Origin of the sequence: Duganella alba (assembly GCF_009674495.1) — a bacterium.
GTDB lineage: Bacteria > Pseudomonadota > Gammaproteobacteria > Burkholderiales > Burkholderiaceae_D > Rugamonas > Rugamonas alba.
In genome coordinates this window covers 74,444-91,392 of sequence record NZ_WKJN01000001.1, presented here as the reverse complement: position 1 = coordinate 91,392, position 16,949 = coordinate 74,444, and the positions used below count along the sequence as shown (strand labels likewise).

The window sequence follows — 16,949 nt, the reverse complement described above, 5'->3', positions numbered from 1 at the left end:
CGGTCCAATAAAAAACGAGGGAGATACAATGGGTGCGATATTCTGGATGAAACGCTTCCTGCTGGCCGGCGTGCCGCTGTTCGCGATCCTGGCCGCAGTGGAGTGGCTCAAAGGCTCAACCGCGAAAGAAGACTACCTGAGCGCCGGCGCATGGGCGCTGATCGCCGCTGCGATATTCACCTACGCGAGCTGGCGCCGCTACCGGCACGCCAAGGCCTGCGGCATGTGCGACGACCTGGCCGCCGCCCGCAAGCGCAAAAAGACCACCTAGCCGCCGGTCACCGGCGGGAAGAACGCCACTTCGGCGCCGTCGGCAATCGCCGTGTCGGCGCCGCACATCACCTGATTGCAAGCCATGCGCAGCGCCGGATGACCCAGCGCCTCGCGCCACTGCTCGCCGCGCGCGGCCAGATGCTCTCGCAACGCGCCCACCGTGGCGACACCGGCCGGCAGCGCCATCGACTCCGACGACGCACCCACCGCCTCGCGCACGCTGGCGAAAAATTTTACGTTAATAACCATCGGTACAATCAGTACAATAACTCGTTAAACGGTATAAATCGAACCAGGTCGCCGCTGGCGATGGCCTGGCCCGGCGGATTGTCGATCACGCCGTCGCCCCACACCGTCGACGTCAGCACGCCGGAACTCTGGTTGCGGAACAGCTCCACGCCGCCCGCCTCGTTGATGCGCACGCGCAGGAATTCATTGCGCTTGTCGGCCTTGGGCCAGTCGAAATCGGCGCGCATGGTAAAGGCGCGCGGCGCAATCGCCCCCTCCACGCCTTGCAGGCGCAGCACGAACGGCCGTACGAACAGCATGAAGGTGATGAAGCTGGACACCGGATTGCCCGGCAGGCCGACGAAGAACGCCTGCTGCACTTCGCCAAACGCCAGCGGCTTGCCCGGCTTGACGGCGATCTGCCACATATTCAGCTTGCCTTCGGCTTCCACCGCCGGCTTGATGTGATCTTCCTCGCCGACCGACACGCCGCCGGAAGTGATGATCAGGTCATGCCCCTGCGCCGATTCGCGCAGCACCGAGCGCGTGGCGTCCAGCGAATCCGGCACGATGCCGAAATCGGTGATCTCGCAGCCCAGGTTTTCCAGCAGCGCACGCAGCGTGAAGCGGTTGGAGTTGTAGATGGCGCCCGGCGCCAGTGGTTCGCCCGGCATGGTCAGCTCGTCGCCGGTGAAGAACACAGCCACGCGCAGCTTGCGCCGCACCGGCAGTTGCGCCAGACCGACCGACGCGGCCAGGCCCAGCTCCTGGCTGCGCAGGCGCACGCCGGCCGGCAGCACCACACTGCCGGAGGTGATGTCTTCGCCGGCGCGGCGTATCCATTCGCCGGACTTCGGCGCATGCTTGACGGTGACCACATTGCCGGTCAGTTCACACTGCTCCTGCATGACGACGGCGTCCGCGCCCTCCGGGATCATCGCCCCGGTGAAGATGCGCGCCGCAGTCCCCGGCAGCAAAGGCTGGCCGACGTGGCCGGCCGGAATGCGCTGCGATACCGTCAGCGACGCCTGGCCGCTGGCGCAGTCGGCGGCGCGCACGGCGTAGCCGTCCATCTGCGTGTTGTCGGCGCCCGGCACGTTCATGCCGGAGACCTGCGCGCTGGCCAGCACGCGGCCGTTTGCGGCCAGCGTGGAGATGACGTCGACTTCCTGCACCGGCCGCGCGGCGGCCAGCATCAGGTCCAGCGCTTCACGGACGGCCAGCATCGGCTTGCGTTCCATTACAGCCCCGTATTGGCAGCGATGTACGCCTTCATGGCGGCGACATCCGGTTTCATGACCACGAACTTCTGCGGCAGGTCTTCGATGTTCTCGAAGCCTTCCGGACGCTCGGCGTCTTCGCCCAGCGCTTCCAGGATGGTTTCGTTGAACTTGGCGGCCAGCGCGGTTTCCAGCACGATCATGGTCACGCCGGGTTCCAGGTTTTCCTTGGCCACCTTGATGCCATCGGCGGTGTGGGTGTCGATCACGATGCCGTAATCGTCGGCCACGTCGCGGATGGTGTTGACGCGGTCGTCGTGGGTGGACTTGCCGGACTTGAAGCCGTATTGCGCCACCAGCTTGAATTCGTCGCCGTCGCTGCCCGGTTTGCCGGACAGGTCGAAGCCGCCCTGCGTTTCCACTTTCTGGAACAGCGCGCGGGTGCGGTCGCCGTCGCGGCCCACCAGTTCATACACGAAGCGCTCGAAGTTGGACGCCTTGGAGATGTCCATCGACGGGCTGCTGGTGTGGTAGGTCTCGGCCGATTTGCGCACGCGGTACACGCCGGTGCGGAAGAATTCATCCAGCACGTCGTTCTCGTTGGTAGCGGCCACCAGCTTGTCGATCGGCAGGCCCATCATGCGCGCGATGTGGCCGGCGCAGATATTGCCGAAGTTACCCGATGGGACGGTGAACGAGACCTTCTGGTCGTTCGAGGTGGTCGCGGCCAGGTAGCCGCGGAAGTAGTACACCACCTGCGCCACCACGCGCGCCCAGTTGATCGAGTTGACGGTGCCGATCTTGTACTTGGCCTTGAATTCCAGATCGTTGGACACCGCTTTGACCATGTCCTGCGCATCATCGAACACGCCTTCGATGGCGATGTTGTAGATGTTGGGGTCCTGCAGGCTGAACATCTGCGCGGTCTGGAAGGCGCTCATCTTCTTGTGCGGCGACAGCATGAAGACACGGATGCCCTGCTTGCCGCGCATCGCGTATTCTGCCGCGCTGCCGGTATCGCCGGAGGTGGCGCCGAAAATATTCAGTTCCGCATTCTGCCTGGCCAGCGCGTACTCGAACAGGTTGCCCAGCAACTGCATGGCCATGTCCTTGAACGCCAGCGTCGGGCCGTTGGACAGCGCTTGCAGCACCAGCCTGGTGCCGTTCTCTTCTTCCAGCACGCGCAGCGGCGTGATCTGGCTGGCTTTCTCGCCCTGGCGGGCGTTCTTGTACACTTCCTTGGTATAGGTCTTGGCGGTCAGCGCGCGCAGGTCGGCTTCGGGAATATCGGTCGCGAACTTCTTCAGAATTTCAAACGCCAGGTCGGCATACGACAGCTGGCGCCATGCATCCAGCTCGGCGCCAGTCACCTGCGGGTATTCGGCCGGCAGGAACAGGCCGCCGTCAGCGGCAAGGCCGCCCAGCAGAATATCGGAAAATTGTTGGGAGGACGAAGCGGCGGCCGACGCGGCGGCGCGGGTAGACACGTATTGCATAAATGAGAAAGAATCCAGTTGAGCTGCAGAACGGTACAAAGGCGAGGGGTTATTATAGTGCCCCTCGGGCCTTTCCGTAAAAATTCACGTTGTTTTATGGTCATCCCTCCATTCTGCGGTGCTGGGCGGGGCGCGACCCAGGCCCTATACTGTGACACTTCAGCATCTTGCCGTCATCGACATGAAGTCCCACGCCAGTTCATCTCAACCCCAGTTCATCAGCTATCTGTGGGCCTGCTTCGGCACCCTGCTGCTGGTGGCGGCGGCGTTCATGTTCTACGTGTGGACCGAAAAACGCATCGACCAGGCCAATGAACTGCGCTACGCCTCGCACAACCTGGTCGAGGAACTGCGCCAGTCTTCCGACGATCTGACGCGCATGGCGCGCACCTACGTGGCCACCGGCGATGCGCAATACCGCAGGAACTACAACGAAATCGTCGACATCCGCGACGGCCGCCTGCCGCGCCCGCGCAACTACGAAAACGTCTACTGGGATCTGGTGCTGGCCAACGGCCAGCGGCCGCGCGAAGGCGACGCCCCCATGCCGCTGATGCAGATGATGCGCGAAGCGCGCTTCGCGCCGGAGGAACTGGCGCTGCTGGCGGCCGCCAAGAACGAATCGGACAAGCTGGTGGGCCTGGAGATCGCCGCCATGGACCTGCGGGCGGCCGGCGGCGACAACGCCCAGGCCACCGCCATGCTGCACAACACCGCCTACCACCGCGCCAAGGCCGACATCATGCGCCCGATCGGCGCCGTCAACGACAGCGTCGACCACCGCACGCGCCTGCTGGTGGAGGAGACCGCGCTCGACGCCAACATGGCCAGGGCGGCCTTCATGTTCAGCGCCGTGGTGCTGGTGATTTTAGTGTGGCGCGCCAAGCGCCGGCTGGACGCCTCGCTAGGCTGCTCGGTCGACCAGCTGCAGGCCGGCATGGAAAAGCTGGGACGCGGCGACTTTTCCGATCCGCTCACCGTCTCCGAAAAAGCGCGCGACAGCGTGTGGGGCTGGCTGGCGCATACGCAGCAAAGCCTGGCGCGGCTCGATGCCGAGCGCAATGAGGCCGTCGAGCGCATCCAGCGCATCAGCCGCCTGTACTCCGCCCTCAGCCAATGCAACCAGGCGATTGTGCGCAGCCACAGCGAGGCCGAACTGTTCGAGCGCATCTGCCGCGACGTGGTCAGCTACGGCGGCATGGCGATGGCGTGGATCGGCATGATCGACAAGGAGCACGGCCGCATCGTGGTGGCCGCGTCCTACGGCGGCGGCGTCGAATACCTGGACCAGCTGGAAGTGTCGCTGGACCCGAACACGCCGGAGGGCCGCGGACCAATCGGCCTGTCCTACCACAGCGGCCAGCCCTACTGGTGCCAGGACTACCAGCACGCACCGGAGACGGCCTACTGGCACGCGCACGGCGCGCGCTACGGCTGGGCGTCGTCGGCCGCGATTCCGTTGCGGCGCGACGGTGAGATCATCGGCTTCTTCGCGCCCTACTCCAGCGCCGTGAACGCGTTCGATCACGATGTGCGCGAACTGCTGCTGGAAATGACGCTCGATATCGAATTCGCGCTGAAGAACTTCGACCGCGAGGCGGTACGCCAGCAGACCGACCAGCGCGTGCAGTACCTGGCGCATTACGACGTGCTGACCGGCCTGCCGAACCGCTCGCAGCTGCACGAACGCGCACGCCACCTGCTGGAACAGGCCCGCACCAGCCGCTGCTCGATGGCGCTGATGATGCTGGACCTGGACCACTTCAAGGACATCAACGACTCGCTGGGCCATACCGTAGGCGATTCGCTGCTGTCCGAACTGGCGTTGCGCCTGACCAGCTGCATCCGCGAAGGCGACATGGTGGCGCGCCTGGGCGGCGATGAATTCATCTTCGTGCTGCGCAATGTCGGCAGCAGCGAGGCAAGCGATGTGGCGCGCAAGCTGCTGGACATGACCGGCCAGTCCTACACCGTCGGTGTGCACGACCTGAAAGTCACCGCCTCGATCGGCATCGCCATGTACCCGGACGACGGGCTGGATGTGGAAACGCTGCTGCAACGCGCCGACGCCGCCATGTATCAGGTCAAGCGCGCCGGCCGCCACGACTTCCGCTTCTTCACCGCCGCCATGCAGCAGCGCGCGGCGCGCCATTTGCAGGTGGTGAACGCGCTACGCTACGCACTGGAGCGTGAACAGATGCACGTGGTGTATCAGCCGCAGGTATCGTTGAAGACGGGCCGCATCGTCGGCGCCGAAGCGCTGCTGCGCTGGAGCACGCCGGAGCTGGGCGTGGTGTCGCCGGCGGAATTCATTCCGGCGGCCGAGGAAAGCGGCTTGATTGTGGCGATTGGTGACTGGGTGCTGCGCCAGGCCGTGCGCCAGGCGCGCGGCTGGCTGGACGCCGGCTTCCCGCCGATGGTGATGGCGGTGAACCTGTCGGCCATTCAGTTCCGCACCGCCGACCTGCCCTCGCATGTGGCGCAGGTGCTGTATGAGGAAGGCCTGCCGCCGGAATACCTGGAGCTGGAACTGACGGAAGGCGTGGCGGTGCAGGACCCGCAAGGCGCCATCGCCACCATGAACCAGCTGCACGATCGCGGCATCCGCATGTCGATCGACGACTTCGGCACCGGCTTCTCTTCCCTCAGTCACCTGAAGAAGTTCAAGGTGTACAAGCTGAAGATCGACCAGTCCTTCGTGCGCGACATCAGCACCGACAGCGAGGACAAGGCCATCGTCAGCGCCATCATCAACATGGCGCGCAGCCTGGGGCTGACCACCATTGCGGAGGGCGTGGAGACGGTGGAACAGCTGGAGTTCCTGCGCGAGCAGGACTGCGACGAGATGCAGGGCTACCACTTCAGCAAGCCATTGACGCCGGACGCCTTCCGCGCCCTGCTGGAACGTTAAGCCTTCACGCCCCGCGCCGCCGAGATGCGGTTGAAGCCGAAGCCGGCGACCAGAATCGCCAGCACCAGCGCCTGCGCGCCCAGCGTTTCAGCGGTCGGCAGCACGCCGAGAATATCGATGCGCGGGAAGCTGACCGGCGTCACGCCCACCCAACCGGCTTCCTGCAACGCCGCCATGCCCTTGCCGATCAGGATCACCGCCAGCACCGCGACAAAGCCCGACGTGAAGGAGAAGAACTTCCCGATCGGCATGCGCGCGCTGGAGCGCAGCAGCACCCAGGCAATGATCGCCAGCAGCACCACCGCTGCGACAAAGCCGCCCAGCAGCGCGCCGCCGTTGCCGTCCGCCGCCAGTGCGGAGTAGAACAGCACAGTCTCGAACACTTCGCGATAGACCGCGATGAAGGACAGCGCGAACAGGCTCCAGGCGGTCTTGCGGCTCATGGCGGCCGACAGCTTCTCGCTCAGGTATTCCTGCCAGCGTCCGGCGCTGCTCTTCTGGTGCATCCACAGGCCGACGCTCAACAGCACCAGCGCCGCGAACACCGAACCGACACCCTCGCTCACTTCGCGGCTGGCGCCGCTGATCGTCACCAGGTAGGTCGCCGCCACCCAGGTCAGGATGCCGGCCACCAGCGCGCCGACCCAGCCCGTGTGCACATACGGCAGCACGTCCTTGCGCTGCGCCTTGCGCAGGAAGGCGACGATGCCGATCACGATCAGCAGCGCCTCGACGCCTTCGCGCAGCAGGATGGTGAGCGCGCCGACAAAGGTGGTCATCGGGTCGGCCTTGGCGTCACCCAGTTCGGTTTCCACCAATGTGAACAGCTGCGTCAGTTCCTTGCCGACGGCGTCGGCCTTCACGACATTGCCGTCGGCGACTGCGGAACGGTATGCCAGCATGGCGCTTTCGACGGCGGCCAGCAGCGATTTGTTGCGGGCGCCGACCATCGGCTCGATCGGTTCGAAGCCGTCCAGATAGGCGGACAGGCCCAGTTTCGTCGCCGCCGCGCGGTCGCCGGCATGCAGGGCGGCCAGGCTTTCGGCCAGGCGCGCGCGCGACAGCGCCAGGCCGGATGGCTTGAGCGCATCGGCTTCGGATGGCTTGCTGCGGATGTAGGCGGTCAGGTCGTGCGCCGTCTGCGCGCTGGTTCTGGCGGCGACGGCTTCCGGCGTCAGCGTGGTGACGGCGGCCAGGTCGGGGAAATGCGCCCGCAGCGCCGGATTGCCCTTCCACAGCTTCTCGCCGCGTGACCGTGCGGCGGCGTCGTAGGACAGGCCGCCGATAAAGAAGGCCAGATCCCAGCGGTCCGCTTCTGGCAGCGCCGCAAAACTGGCCATCGAGGTGCCGGCCACGCCTTGCGATACGACCTGGTACAGCGCCATCAGGCTGCGCGAGCGGGCACGTTCGGCGTCGGAAAATGCGATGGGCTTGGGGTCGAGCGAGGCCGCCAGCGGGCCATCGCCATGACCGTCCGCGCCGTGGCAGGCGGCGCACTGCGCGGCATACAGCGATGCGCCGCGCGCCAGATTCGGCATGGCTTTCGGCGCCACGGGAATCGGATAGGCGGCGATCAGCAATTCGTTGGCGTGGTGCGCCAGGCGCTTTACTTCGGCCGCATCGGCCTTGCGTATGACGGCGGCGCGCAGGTCCGCCACCGCAGCCAGTACGCCCGCCTTGGAGGCATGCGGCGGCAGGCTGGCGGCCTGCCTGGACGAGTTGTCGGTAAAGTCCAGCATCTCCGCATATTCGGAGTCGCTGGTCGCCACGCCGTTTGCGACTGCGCCACCGTAATCGACTGCGACATAGTCAATCAGCTGCCACAACTGCTTTGCGCCGGCGTTTGGATCGCTGGCCTGCGCATGCACGGTCCCGCCCAGGCAAAAGGCCAGCAGCACTATCGACCAGATTCTTGTCGCAATCAACATGATTCTTATTCTCATTGTTTAATCAAGTTGGCGACTATATGTCAATTTTGGAGTTTCTGCAGGAGGAGGCCCAAGTTGGTGAAAAAACCTGCTGTCAGCAAGCGGCGTGATTGACGGTGATGACGTGAATCGCCAGGCCGCCCAGGGAGGTTTCCTTGTACTTGGCCTGCATGTCGGCGCCCGTCTGGCGCATGGTCTCGATCACTTCGTCGAGGCTGACGAAGTGGGTGCCGTCGCCCTTCAGCGCAAGCGAGGCGGCCGTGATGGCCTTGACCGCACCCATGCCGTTACGCTCGATGCACGGAATCTGCACCAGGCCACCGATCGGATCGCAGGTCATGCCCAGATGGTGCTCGATGCCGATTTCGGCGGCGTTCTCGATCTGGCCATTGCTGCCGCCCAGTGCGGCGACCAGACCCGCGGCGGCCATGGCGCAGGCCACGCCCACTTCGCCCTGACAGCCGATTTCCGCGCCGGAGATCGACGCGTTGCGCTTGCACAGCATGCCGATGGCCGCAGCCGTCAGCATGAAGTCGCGCACGCCGCTGACAGGATCGCTCGGTTTGCAGTCTTCCGCGTAGTAGCGCAGTACGGCCGGGATGATGCCGGCAGCGCCGTTGGTCGGCGCCGTGACCACGCGGCCGCCGGCGGCGTTTTCTTCGTTGACCGCCATCGCGTACAGGCTGACCTGGTGCATGGCGTCGTGAGGCAGGCTATCGGTCTTCGGCGTGCGCGCCTGCGACCACAGGCCGGCGGCGCGCCGCTTGACGTTCAAGCCGCCCGGCAGCTGGCCCGGCGTTTCCAGGCCATGGGCGATACAGTCGCGCATGACGCGCCAGATCTTATCCAGGCCGGCATCCAGTTCATCGTCGCTGATGCGCACGCGCTCATTGGCCCGCAGCATTTGCGGGATGGTCAGGCCGCTGCGCACGCCGTGCGCCAGCAGTTCGTCCATGGTGGCGAATGGGTAAGGCACGCTCACCGAGGCTACCGCCGCGGCTTCCTCGCCCTCTTCCCGGATAAAGCCGCCGCCCACCGAGTAGTAGACTTTGGAGACGGCGCCGCCATCCTTGCGGGTCAGCGTGAAGCGCATGCCGTTCGGATGCTCCGGCAGCGATTCGGCCATGTGGAATATCAGATGCGTGCCGCGCTTGAACGGCACGGCGTGGCGCCCCAGCAGGTTCAGTTGACCGGACGTTTCAGCCTCCGCCAGCTGCGCATCGATGCGCGTGGGCGCCACGTCTTGCGGCGTTTCGCCCATCAGGCCCAGAAGAATGGCTTTATCGGTGGCGTGGCCGATGCCGGTCAGGGCCAGCGAGCCGTATAGCTCGGCCTTGACTTCGGTCACGTCATCCAGTGGAGCGTTATCCTGCAAGAACCGGCGCGCGGCAACCATCGGACCCACGGTGTGGGAACTCGACGGGCCGACGCCGATCTTAAATAAATCAAAAACGCTCATGTCCATCAGGTGTCTCTCTCTTTCTCGTTGCAGGCGCGCTCTCAGGCGGCCTTGCTTAGGCTGACGTCGATATTCGCCAGCATACTGTCTACCATTTCATCCACGCCGATGCGCGCTTTCCAGCCCCAGTCGGCGGTGGCGGTGGCGTCGTCCAGGCTTTGCGGCCAGCTGTCGGCGATGGCCTGGCGGCTGTCCGGCTTGTAGGCGATCTTGAAGTCCGGCAGTTTGCGGGTGATCGCCGCAGCCAGCTGCTCAGGATTGAACGACACGCCGGCCACGTTGTACGACGAACGCACCTTGACCTGCTCCGCCGGCGCATCCATCAGTTCGATGGTGGCGCGGATGGCGTCGGGCATGTAGATCATCGGCAACGTGGTTTGCGGGCCGAGGAAGCATTCATAACGCTCGCCGCGCAGCGCCGAGTGGAAGATCGCAATCGCGTAATCGGTGGTGCCGCCGCCCGGAGGCGATTTGTAGCTGATGATGCCTGGGTAGCGGATCGAACGCACATCCACGCCGTATTTCAGGAAGTAGTACTCGCACAGGCGTTCGCCGGCCAGCTTGCTGATGCCGTAGATGGTGGTCGGATCCATCACCGTCAGCTGCGGCGTGTCGGCAGCCGGCGTGTTCGGGCCGAAGGCCGCGATCGACGATGGCCAGAACACTTTCAGCGGCTTGCCGATGGCGCCGCGCTCGCGCGCCACTTCCAGGATGTTCAGCAGGCCGTCCATGTTCAGCGTCCACGCCTTCAGCGGCGCCGCCTCGCCGGTGGCCGACAGCATCGCCGCCAGCTGGTACACCTGGGTGATGCCTTCGTCGGTGATCAACGCGGCCAGCGCCACCTTATCCAGCACGTTCAGCGTGGTGTAGCGCGCTGCGTTGTACAGGTTGGTCGGGCTGACATCGCTGGCGATGACGTTCTGCGCGCCGTGCTGCGCGGCCAGTGCTTCCACCAGTTCGCTGCCGATCTGGCCATTGGCGCCGATGACGAGGATTTTTTGTTGTTCCATTTCTGTGTTCCTGACGATTTTCATATTAGTTCTTCAGCAGGCCAAGTTCGCGGCCGGCCTGTTCGAATGCTTTGAGCACGGTGTCCAGCTGTTCGCGGGTATGCGCGGCAGACAGTTGGACACGCACGCGCGCCTGGCCCATCGGGACCACCGGGTAGAAGAAGCCGCTGAGCAGCACGCCCAGTTCATACATTCGTGCGGCGAACTTCTGCGCCACCGGCGCATCGAACAGCATCACAGGAACCACAGGGTGGGTGCCCGGCTTGATGGTGAAGCCGAGCGCTTCGATCTCTTTACGGAAGTAGGCGGTGTTCTCGTGCAGGCGGTCGCGCAGCTCGGTCGACCGCGACAGGCGCTCCAGCACGGCCAGCGAGGCGCCGGCGATCGACGGCGCCAGCGTGTTCGAGAACAGGTAAGGGCGCGATTTCTGGCGCAGCATCTCGATCACTTCCTTGCGGCCGGAGGTGAAGCCGCCCATGGCGCCGCCCAGGGCCTTGCCCAGCGTACCGGTGATGATGTCGATCTTGCCGACCACGTTGTGGTGCTCGTGCGTGCCGCGGCCGGTCTTGCCCATGAAGCCGGAGGCGTGGCACTCGTCGATCATCACCAGCGCGCCGTATTTGTCGGCCAGCTCAACGATCTTGTCCAGCTGGGCGATGGTGCCGTCCATCGAGAACACGCCGTCGGTGACGATGACTTTGTGGCGCTTGTCGGCGGCCGCCTGCAGCTGCTTTTCCAGGTCGGCCATGTCGTTGTGGGCGTAGCGGAAGCGCGCGGCCTTGCACAGGCGGATGCCGTCGATGATCGATGCGTGGTTCAGCGCGTCGGAGATGATGGCGTCGCTCTCGTCGAACAGCGGCTCGAACACGCCGCCGTTGGCGTCGAAGGCGGCCGCGTACAGAATGGTGTCTTCGGTGCCGAGGAATGTCGAGATCGCCTGTTCCAGCTGCTTGTGCACGGTCTGGGTGCCGCAGATGAAACGCACCGACGACAGGCCGTAGCCGAACTTTTCGGTCGCATCGATGGAGGCTTGCGCCACCCACTCCTGGCCGGACAGGCCCAGGTAGTTGTTGGCGCACATATTAATCAGCATTCGACCATCTTCGCTCATCACTTCCGAACCCTGGCGGGACGCCAGGACGCGTTCCGGCTTGTACAGGCCCTGTTCGCGCAGTTGATCCAGGTTTTGCTGGAGGCCGCTGTAGAAGGTGTTTTTTGCTTGATTGCTCATGATGGTCCTTGTCTGTGATACGATTTCGCCATCTTATGCGAAATTCGTTATTTCGAATTCAAATTCGATATATTGAATTTTATCGAGAACCAGTGAACTCCGCAACCCAAACAATGAAAACAACTGTATCAACCAATGCGCCGCCGGAAGTTGGCGCCGCCTTGCAGCGCCTGCGCCTGGCGCGCGGCCTGACCCTGGAAGACCTGTCGCGCATCGCCGGTGTGTCCAAATCAATGTTGTCGCAAATAGAACGCGAGAAGGCCAACCCCACCATCGCCATCACCTGGCGCCTGGCCAATGCGCTGGGCGTGCAGATCGGTGAACTGCTGGCCACCGCCGAGCGCGAGACCGAAACCATCCGCGTGGTCGACGCCCACGAGACGCCTACCCTGCCCGGCCTGCATGCCGGCTATGTGCTGCGCATCCTGGGGCCGCTGGAACTGGCGAGCAAATATGAGTGGTATGAACTGACGCTGTCGCCGGGCGGCGAGCTGGCCTCGCAAGGCCACGATCCGGGCGCGCAGGAACACCTGACGCTGCTGCATGGATCGGTTGAAGTGGAAGTCGGCAACGACAAGAAGAAGGTCAAGCTGGGCAGCACCGCGCGCTACCCAGGCGACCAGCAGCACATCATCCGCAACGCCGGCAAGACCGAGGCGAAGGCGCTGCTGGTGGTGATCCACCGCTAAGCATTACCAGTTGGCTTCACGCTCCGGCGTGGAGCTGATGCGGTGGATCGACAGGTCGGCGCCCTGGAACTCCTCCTCCGGATCGAGGCGCAGGCCCAGCGTGGCCTTCAGCAGGCCGTACACCGCGTAGCCGCCGATCAGCGCCACCGCCACCCCCATCACCGTACCGGCCAGCTGCGACAGCAGCGACACGCCGCCCATTCCCCCCAACTCTTTATGGCCGAAGATGCCGGCCGCGATACCGCCCCAGGCGCCGCACAGGCCGTGCAGCGGCCACACCCCCAGCACGTCGTCGATCTTCCACTTGTTCTGCGCCAGCGTGAACATCCAGACGAACACCGCGCCGGCGATGCCGCCGGTGATCAGCGCGCCCAGCGGATGCATCAGGTCCGAACCGGCGCACACCGCCACCAGGCCGGCCAGCGGGCCGTTGTAGGCGAAGCCGGGATCGTTCTTGCCCATCATGAGTGCGACCAGCGTGCCGCCGACCATGGCCATCAGCGAATTGACCGCCACCAGGCCGTTCATCTTGTCCAGCGACTGCGCGCTCATGACATTGAAGCCGAACCAGCCGACCGTCAGTATCCACGCGCCCAGCGCCAAGAAAGGAATCGACGACGGCGGATGGGCGGCGATGGCGCCGTTTTTCATATAGCGTCCACGGCGCGCACCCAGCAGCAGCACCGCCGGCAGCGCGATCCAACCGCCCACCGCGTGCACCACCACCGAACCGGCGAAGTCATGAAACGCCGCGCCAAAAGTCTGCGCCAGCCAGTCCTGCACGCCAAAGCGGTTGTTCCAGGCGATGCCTTCAAAGAATGGGTAGACCAGCCCGACCAGCAAGGCGGTGGCGATGGTCTGCGGATGAAAGCGCGCGCGTTCGGCGATGCCGCCCGAAATAATCGCCGGAATGGCGGCCGCAAACGTCAGCAGGAAGAAGAATTTGACCAGCTCGTAGCCGTTCTTGGCGGCCAGCACCTCGGCCGAGGAGAAGAAATTGATGCCGTAGGCGATGCTGTAGCCGACGAAGAAATACGCGATGGTCGATACAGCAAAATCGACCAGGATTTTCACCAGCGCGTTGACCTGGTTTTTCTTGCGCACCGTGCCCAGCTCCAGAAAAGCGAAGCCGGCGTGCATGGCCAGAATCATGATGGCGCCTAGCAATATGAATAATGCGTTAGCGCCGTCTTTATGTGCATCCATCAACAATCACTCCCCAAAACAATGCATAAATTAAAAAGGTTTCATGCTAGAAGCAATAACCGTTCCAATTTGGTGCAAATTTTAAGTGACTGATTTCAATGGATTTTCAAATGGTGCAAATATGCGCACCGACCCGGTGCGCACTAAAACAAGGCGTTATTTTGGTGCACCCCTGCGACGGCGCGCCACCATGCCCAACAGACCAAGACCTCCCAGCAGCATGCCATAGCTTGCCGGTTCAGGCACCGCAGCCACCGGCGTCGCCTGGAAGGCATAGCCAAACGAGGTCAACGCCACAGAGCTGGTGCCGCTGCTGCCGACCGACAGCGAGGTAGACAGGCGCAGGCTTGCCTGCAACGCCTCGTAAGAGCCGTTCGCCGGCAGGGTGTCGCCCTGGCCGATACTGCCGGAGGCGCCATCGTACAGCGATATCCCGCCGCCATACGAGGCCTTGCTGCCTTCACCGGTGAATACGCCGTTGGCGTAGCTGCCGCCACTCAGCACGCCGTTGCCCAGCACGCCGACGCTATTGCCGCCGGCGCCATTGGCAACCTGAAAGTTGCCCGTGTAGGTCGTCGCCACGCCGAAATCGACCCCGTAGCCGGATTTGGCGATCACCGTCAGCGCCGAATCGGAGCTTCTGGCATACGCCGCCGCCGCACCACCCGCCGCCACCGTCCGCGACAGGCTGAACGCCGGATCGACGGCAAAGGTGATGGAATCACCGCTCACCACCGCCGTGCCGGCACCCCAGAAGTCCGTGTTGTACACAAACTTAACGTGAGCACCTTCCACTTCCACCACATTTGCATGGGCTGACGCCATCGCGCCAACCGCTGCCAGTGCCCCCACCAGCAGATAAGATAGTTTCACGGTCATGTACACTCTATCAATTAAAAGAGAGATGGCAGTATGCCAATTTCTTTAAATTTGTGATTTACTTGAAGCCTCAAATGTACACAACAGGAAATCTATTTAAATCATTTACTTTCAACAGCTTATAGAATGAAAATGTTTTCGGAAACTCTTGTTTTCGCCCAGTAATTGTAGTGCTGCGAGACGATACTCCTGTTTCCCATGTAACAATTCAAACTACTGGCCGTCCATGTGCAAGGCGCGGCTCAGGAAGCCCCAGCGGTCCGCCACTTCCTCGATCTGCTTGGTGGTTGGCTTGCCGGCGCCGTGGCCCGCTTTGCTCTCGATGCGGATCAGAATCGGCGCGCCGCCGGGCGCCTGATCGGCCTGCGCGGTGGCGGCAAACTTGAAGCTGTGGGCCGGCACCACGCGGTCGTCATGGTCGGCGGTGGTGATCATGGTGGCCGGGTAGCAGGTGCCCTTCTTCAGGTTATGCAGCGGCGAATATTTGACCAGCGCCTTGAATTCGTCCGCGTTGTCGGACGAACCATAGTCCGAGGTCCACGCCCAGCCGATGGTGAATTTGTGGAAGCGCAGCATGTCCATCACCCCCACCTGTGGAATCGCCGCCGCGAACAGGTCGGGACGCTGCGTCATCGCCGCGCCCACCAGCAGGCCGCCGTTGCTGCCGCCGCCGATCGACAGCTTGGCCGGCGACGTCACCTTGTGCGCCACCAGCCATTCGGCCGCGCCGATGAAATCGTCGAACACGTTCTGCTTTTGCAGCTTGGTGCCGGCCGCATGCCACGATTCGCCGTACTCGCCGCCGCCGCGCAGGTTGGCCATCACGTAGACGCCGCCCATTTCCAGCCACGCCAGGTTGGCCACCGAAAAGCTCGGCGTCAGGGAGATATTGAAGCCGCCGTAGCCATACAGGTAGGTCGGATTGCCGCCGTCCAGCTTCAGCCCTTTTTTCGAGACAATGAACATCGGCACCTTGGTGCCGTCGCGCGAGGTGAAGAACTCCTGGCGGGTTTCAAACGCGGCCGGATCGAAGTCCACTTTCGGCTCGCGGTACACGCTGCTCTTGTTGGCCTTCAGGTCGTAGCGGTAAATGGTGCTCGGCGTGGTGAAGCTGGTGTACGAGTAGAAGGTCTCGGTGTCCGCGCGCTTGCCGCCAAAGCCGCCGGCCGTGCCGAGGCCCGGCAGTTCGATGTCGTGCAGCGCCTTGCCTTTCAGGTCGTAGACCTTGACCAGGCTATGGGCGTCGCTCAGGTAGTCCACTAGCAGCTGGTTGTTGACCACCGATGCCGACACCATGGTGTTGCCGCCTTCGGGAACGATCTGCTTCCAGTTCAGCACACCCGGTTTGCGGGTGTCGATGCTGACGATGCGGCCGCGCGGCGCATTGCGCTCGGTGCGGAACAGGAACACGGCGCCGTCGTTGCCGATGAAATCGTAGGCGGCGTCGAAGTCCTCCAGCAGGCCGACCACCGGCGCATCCTTCCTGCTCAAGTCCCTGTAGTAGACGCGGTTCTTGTTCTCCGTGCCTTGCGAGGCGCTGATGATCAGGAAGCGGCCGTCCTCGGTGACCTCGGCGCCGAAGCCCCAGTCCTTGTGGTCGGGACGCTCGTACACCAGCGTGTCCGCGCTTTGCGGCGTGCCCAGTTTGTGGAAGTACAGTTTCTGGAAGTAGTTCACGTCGGCCAGCTTGGTGGCTTCCTTCGGCTCGTCGTAGCGGCTGTAGAAGAAGCCGGAACCGTCGTGCAGCCATGCGGTGCGCGAGAACTTGACCCACTTGATGTGGTCCTCGACATCCTGGCCGCTGTCGATGTCGCGCACCTTGATTTCGTTCCAGTCGGAGCCGGAAGCAGCCGTGCTGTAGGCCAGGTATTTGCCATTCGGGCTGACCGCCAGACCGGCCAGCGCCACGGTGCCGTCGGCGGCCAGCGTGTTCGGGTCGAGCAGCAAACGCGGGACGTCGGCCAGCGTCTTCATGGTGTATAGCACCGACTGGTTTTGCAGGCCGTCGTTACGGCTGTAGAAATAACGGCCGCCTTCCTTGAACGGCACGGTAAAGCGCTCGAAGTTCCACAGTCTGGTCAGGCGCGCCTTGATCGCCTCGCGGTTCGGAATCTGCGCCAGATAGCTTTGGGTCAGCTGGTTCTGCGCCACCACCCAGTCCCGGGTCTCGGCGCTGTTGGCGTCTTCCAGCCAGCGATACGGATCGGCGATGACGGTGCCGTGGTAATTGTCCTGCTGGTCCACGGTGCGCGTCACCGGGTAGGTGATGGCCGGGCCGGAGACCGGACAGGTTTGCGCCATGGCGGCCTGGGAGATGATCAATGAAGCCAGAAGTGCTTTTCGTTGCATGTGTGATCCGTATCCAAGTAAGGTTCATCAGGAACACAGATCATAACTGGAAGCGGCCATCTTAGCAAAA

At 63.6% G+C, this 16,949-nt stretch carries 13 protein-coding genes; 3 read left to right on the top strand and 10 right to left on the bottom strand.

Annotated elements, in window-relative coordinates; translation table 11 throughout:
• Window positions 1-28: 28 nt before the first annotated feature.
• On the top strand, window positions 29-271 hold the full coding sequence (locus tag GJ695_RS00370; RefSeq protein WP_154357715.1) for a hypothetical protein: 243 nt from the start codon (window positions 29-31) through the stop codon (window positions 269-271).
• Here GJ695_RS00370 and moaD read toward each other — a convergent pair.
• Genes moaD through thrC form a run of 3 tightly spaced genes read right to left on the bottom strand, consistent with a single transcriptional unit; the run spans window position 268 to window position 3,217 of the window.
• Complete coding sequence (gene moaD / locus GJ695_RS00365; protein ID WP_154361651.1) at window positions 268-522, bottom strand: molybdopterin converting factor subunit 1; 255 nt, start codon at window positions 520-522, stop codon at window positions 268-270. The two genes, GJ695_RS00370 and moaD, sit on opposite strands and share 4 nt — an antisense overlap.
• Before the next feature lie 8 nt (window positions 523-530).
• Window positions 531-1,742, bottom strand: coding sequence for a molybdopterin molybdotransferase MoeA (locus GJ695_RS00360; RefSeq protein ID WP_229260255.1), 1,212 nt, complete (start codon window positions 1,740-1,742; stop codon window positions 531-533).
• A complete protein-coding gene (gene thrC / locus GJ695_RS00355) occupies window positions 1,742-3,217 on the bottom strand; it encodes a threonine synthase (protein WP_154361650.1) in 1,476 nt (491 codons plus the stop codon). The genes GJ695_RS00360 and thrC overlap by 1 nt, the downstream gene beginning before the upstream one ends.
• 151 nt (window positions 3,218-3,368) lie before the next feature.
• Here thrC and GJ695_RS00350 point away from each other — a divergent pair, with 151 nt between their 5' ends.
• Window positions 3,369-6,128: a putative bifunctional diguanylate cyclase/phosphodiesterase gene (locus GJ695_RS00350; RefSeq protein ID WP_371866460.1), complete on the top strand. Its 2,760-nt coding sequence runs from the start codon at window positions 3,369-3,371 to the stop codon at window positions 6,126-6,128.
• Here GJ695_RS00350 and GJ695_RS00345 read toward each other — a convergent pair.
• The 4 genes from GJ695_RS00345 to kbl all read right to left on the bottom strand — a co-directional run bounded on the left by GJ695_RS00345 (window position 6,125) and on the right by kbl (window position 11,756).
• Complete coding sequence (locus tag GJ695_RS00345) at window positions 6,125-8,056, bottom strand: cytochrome c/FTR1 family iron permease (RefSeq protein WP_154361649.1); 1,932 nt, start codon at window positions 8,054-8,056, stop codon at window positions 6,125-6,127. The genes GJ695_RS00350 and GJ695_RS00345 overlap by 4 nt on opposite strands.
• Window positions 8,057-8,150: 94 nt before the next feature.
• The gene (locus GJ695_RS00340) at window positions 8,151-9,521 is read right to left on the bottom strand and encodes an L-serine ammonia-lyase (protein ID WP_154361648.1); all 1,371 of its coding nucleotides are present in this window, start codon (window positions 9,519-9,521) and stop codon (window positions 8,151-8,153) included.
• Window positions 9,522-9,556: 35 nt separating this feature from the next.
• On the bottom strand, window positions 9,557-10,525 hold the full coding sequence (locus GJ695_RS00335) for an NAD-dependent epimerase/dehydratase family protein (protein ID WP_154361647.1): 969 nt from the start codon (window positions 10,523-10,525) through the stop codon (window positions 9,557-9,559).
• A gap of 25 nt (window positions 10,526-10,550) precedes the next feature.
• Window positions 10,551-11,756, bottom strand: coding sequence for a glycine C-acetyltransferase (kbl, locus tag GJ695_RS00330; RefSeq protein ID WP_154361646.1), 1,206 nt, complete (start codon window positions 11,754-11,756; stop codon window positions 10,551-10,553).
• 113 nt (window positions 11,757-11,869) lie between these two features.
• On the opposite strand from kbl, the gene GJ695_RS00325 reads away from it, so the two are divergent.
• Window positions 11,870-12,445, top strand: a complete 576-nt coding sequence (locus GJ695_RS00325; RefSeq protein ID WP_154357706.1) for a helix-turn-helix domain-containing protein — start codon at window positions 11,870-11,872, stop codon at window positions 12,443-12,445.
• A gap of 3 nt (window positions 12,446-12,448) precedes the next feature.
• Here the strand turns inward: GJ695_RS00325 and GJ695_RS00320 are convergent, their stop codons facing one another.
• The 3 genes from GJ695_RS00320 to GJ695_RS00310 form a co-directional block, all read right to left on the bottom strand.
• Entirely contained in the window at window positions 12,449-13,651 is a 1,203-nt protein-coding gene (locus GJ695_RS00320; RefSeq protein ID WP_154361645.1) for an ammonium transporter, read from the bottom strand.
• Window positions 13,652-13,807: 156 nt separating this feature from the next.
• Window positions 13,808-14,422, bottom strand: coding sequence for a PEP-CTERM sorting domain-containing protein (locus tag GJ695_RS29910; RefSeq protein ID WP_371866459.1), 615 nt, complete (start codon window positions 14,420-14,422; stop codon window positions 13,808-13,810).
• A gap of 321 nt (window positions 14,423-14,743) precedes the next feature.
• Window positions 14,744-16,879 carry a prolyl oligopeptidase family serine peptidase gene (locus tag GJ695_RS00310; RefSeq protein WP_208023336.1) on the bottom strand — a complete coding sequence of 712 codons (2,136 nt, stop codon included), beginning with the start codon at window positions 16,877-16,879 and terminating at the stop codon, window positions 14,744-14,746.
• Window positions 16,880-16,949 lie beyond the last annotated feature (70 nt).

Excerpts from the sequence above, each read along its gene's own strand:
- GJ695_RS00325 (WP_154357706.1), top strand. The coding sequence starts at position 11,870 with ATGAAAACAACTGTATCAACCAATGCGCCGCCGGAAGTTGGCGCCGCC.
- GJ695_RS00310 (WP_208023336.1), bottom strand. The coding sequence starts at position 16,879 with ATGCAACGAAAAGCACTTCTGGCTTCATTGATCATCTCCCAGGCCGCC.
- kbl (WP_154361646.1), bottom strand. The coding sequence starts at position 11,756 with ATGAGCAATCAAGCAAAAAACACCTTCTACAGCGGCCTCCAGCAAAAC.
- GJ695_RS00335 (WP_154361647.1), bottom strand. The coding sequence starts at position 10,525 with ATGGAACAACAAAAAATCCTCGTCATCGGCGCCAATGGCCAGATCGGC.
- GJ695_RS00370 (WP_154357715.1), top strand. The coding sequence starts at position 29 with ATGGGTGCGATATTCTGGATGAAACGCTTCCTGCTGGCCGGCGTGCCG.
- GJ695_RS00340 (WP_154361648.1), bottom strand. The coding sequence starts at position 9,521 with ATGGACATGAGCGTTTTTGATTTATTTAAGATCGGCGTCGGCCCGTCG.
- thrC (WP_154361650.1), bottom strand. The coding sequence starts at position 3,217 with ATGCAATACGTGTCTACCCGCGCCGCCGCGTCGGCCGCCGCTTCGTCC.
- GJ695_RS00320 (WP_154361645.1), bottom strand. The coding sequence starts at position 13,651 with ATGGATGCACATAAAGACGGCGCTAACGCATTATTCATATTGCTAGGC.
- moaD (WP_154361651.1), bottom strand. The coding sequence starts at position 522 with ATGGTTATTAACGTAAAATTTTTCGCCAGCGTGCGCGAGGCGGTGGGT.
- GJ695_RS00345 (WP_154361649.1), bottom strand. The coding sequence starts at position 8,056 with ATGTTGATTGCGACAAGAATCTGGTCGATAGTGCTGCTGGCCTTTTGC.
- GJ695_RS00360 (WP_229260255.1), bottom strand. The coding sequence starts at position 1,742 with ATGGAACGCAAGCCGATGCTGGCCGTCCGTGAAGCGCTGGACCTGATG.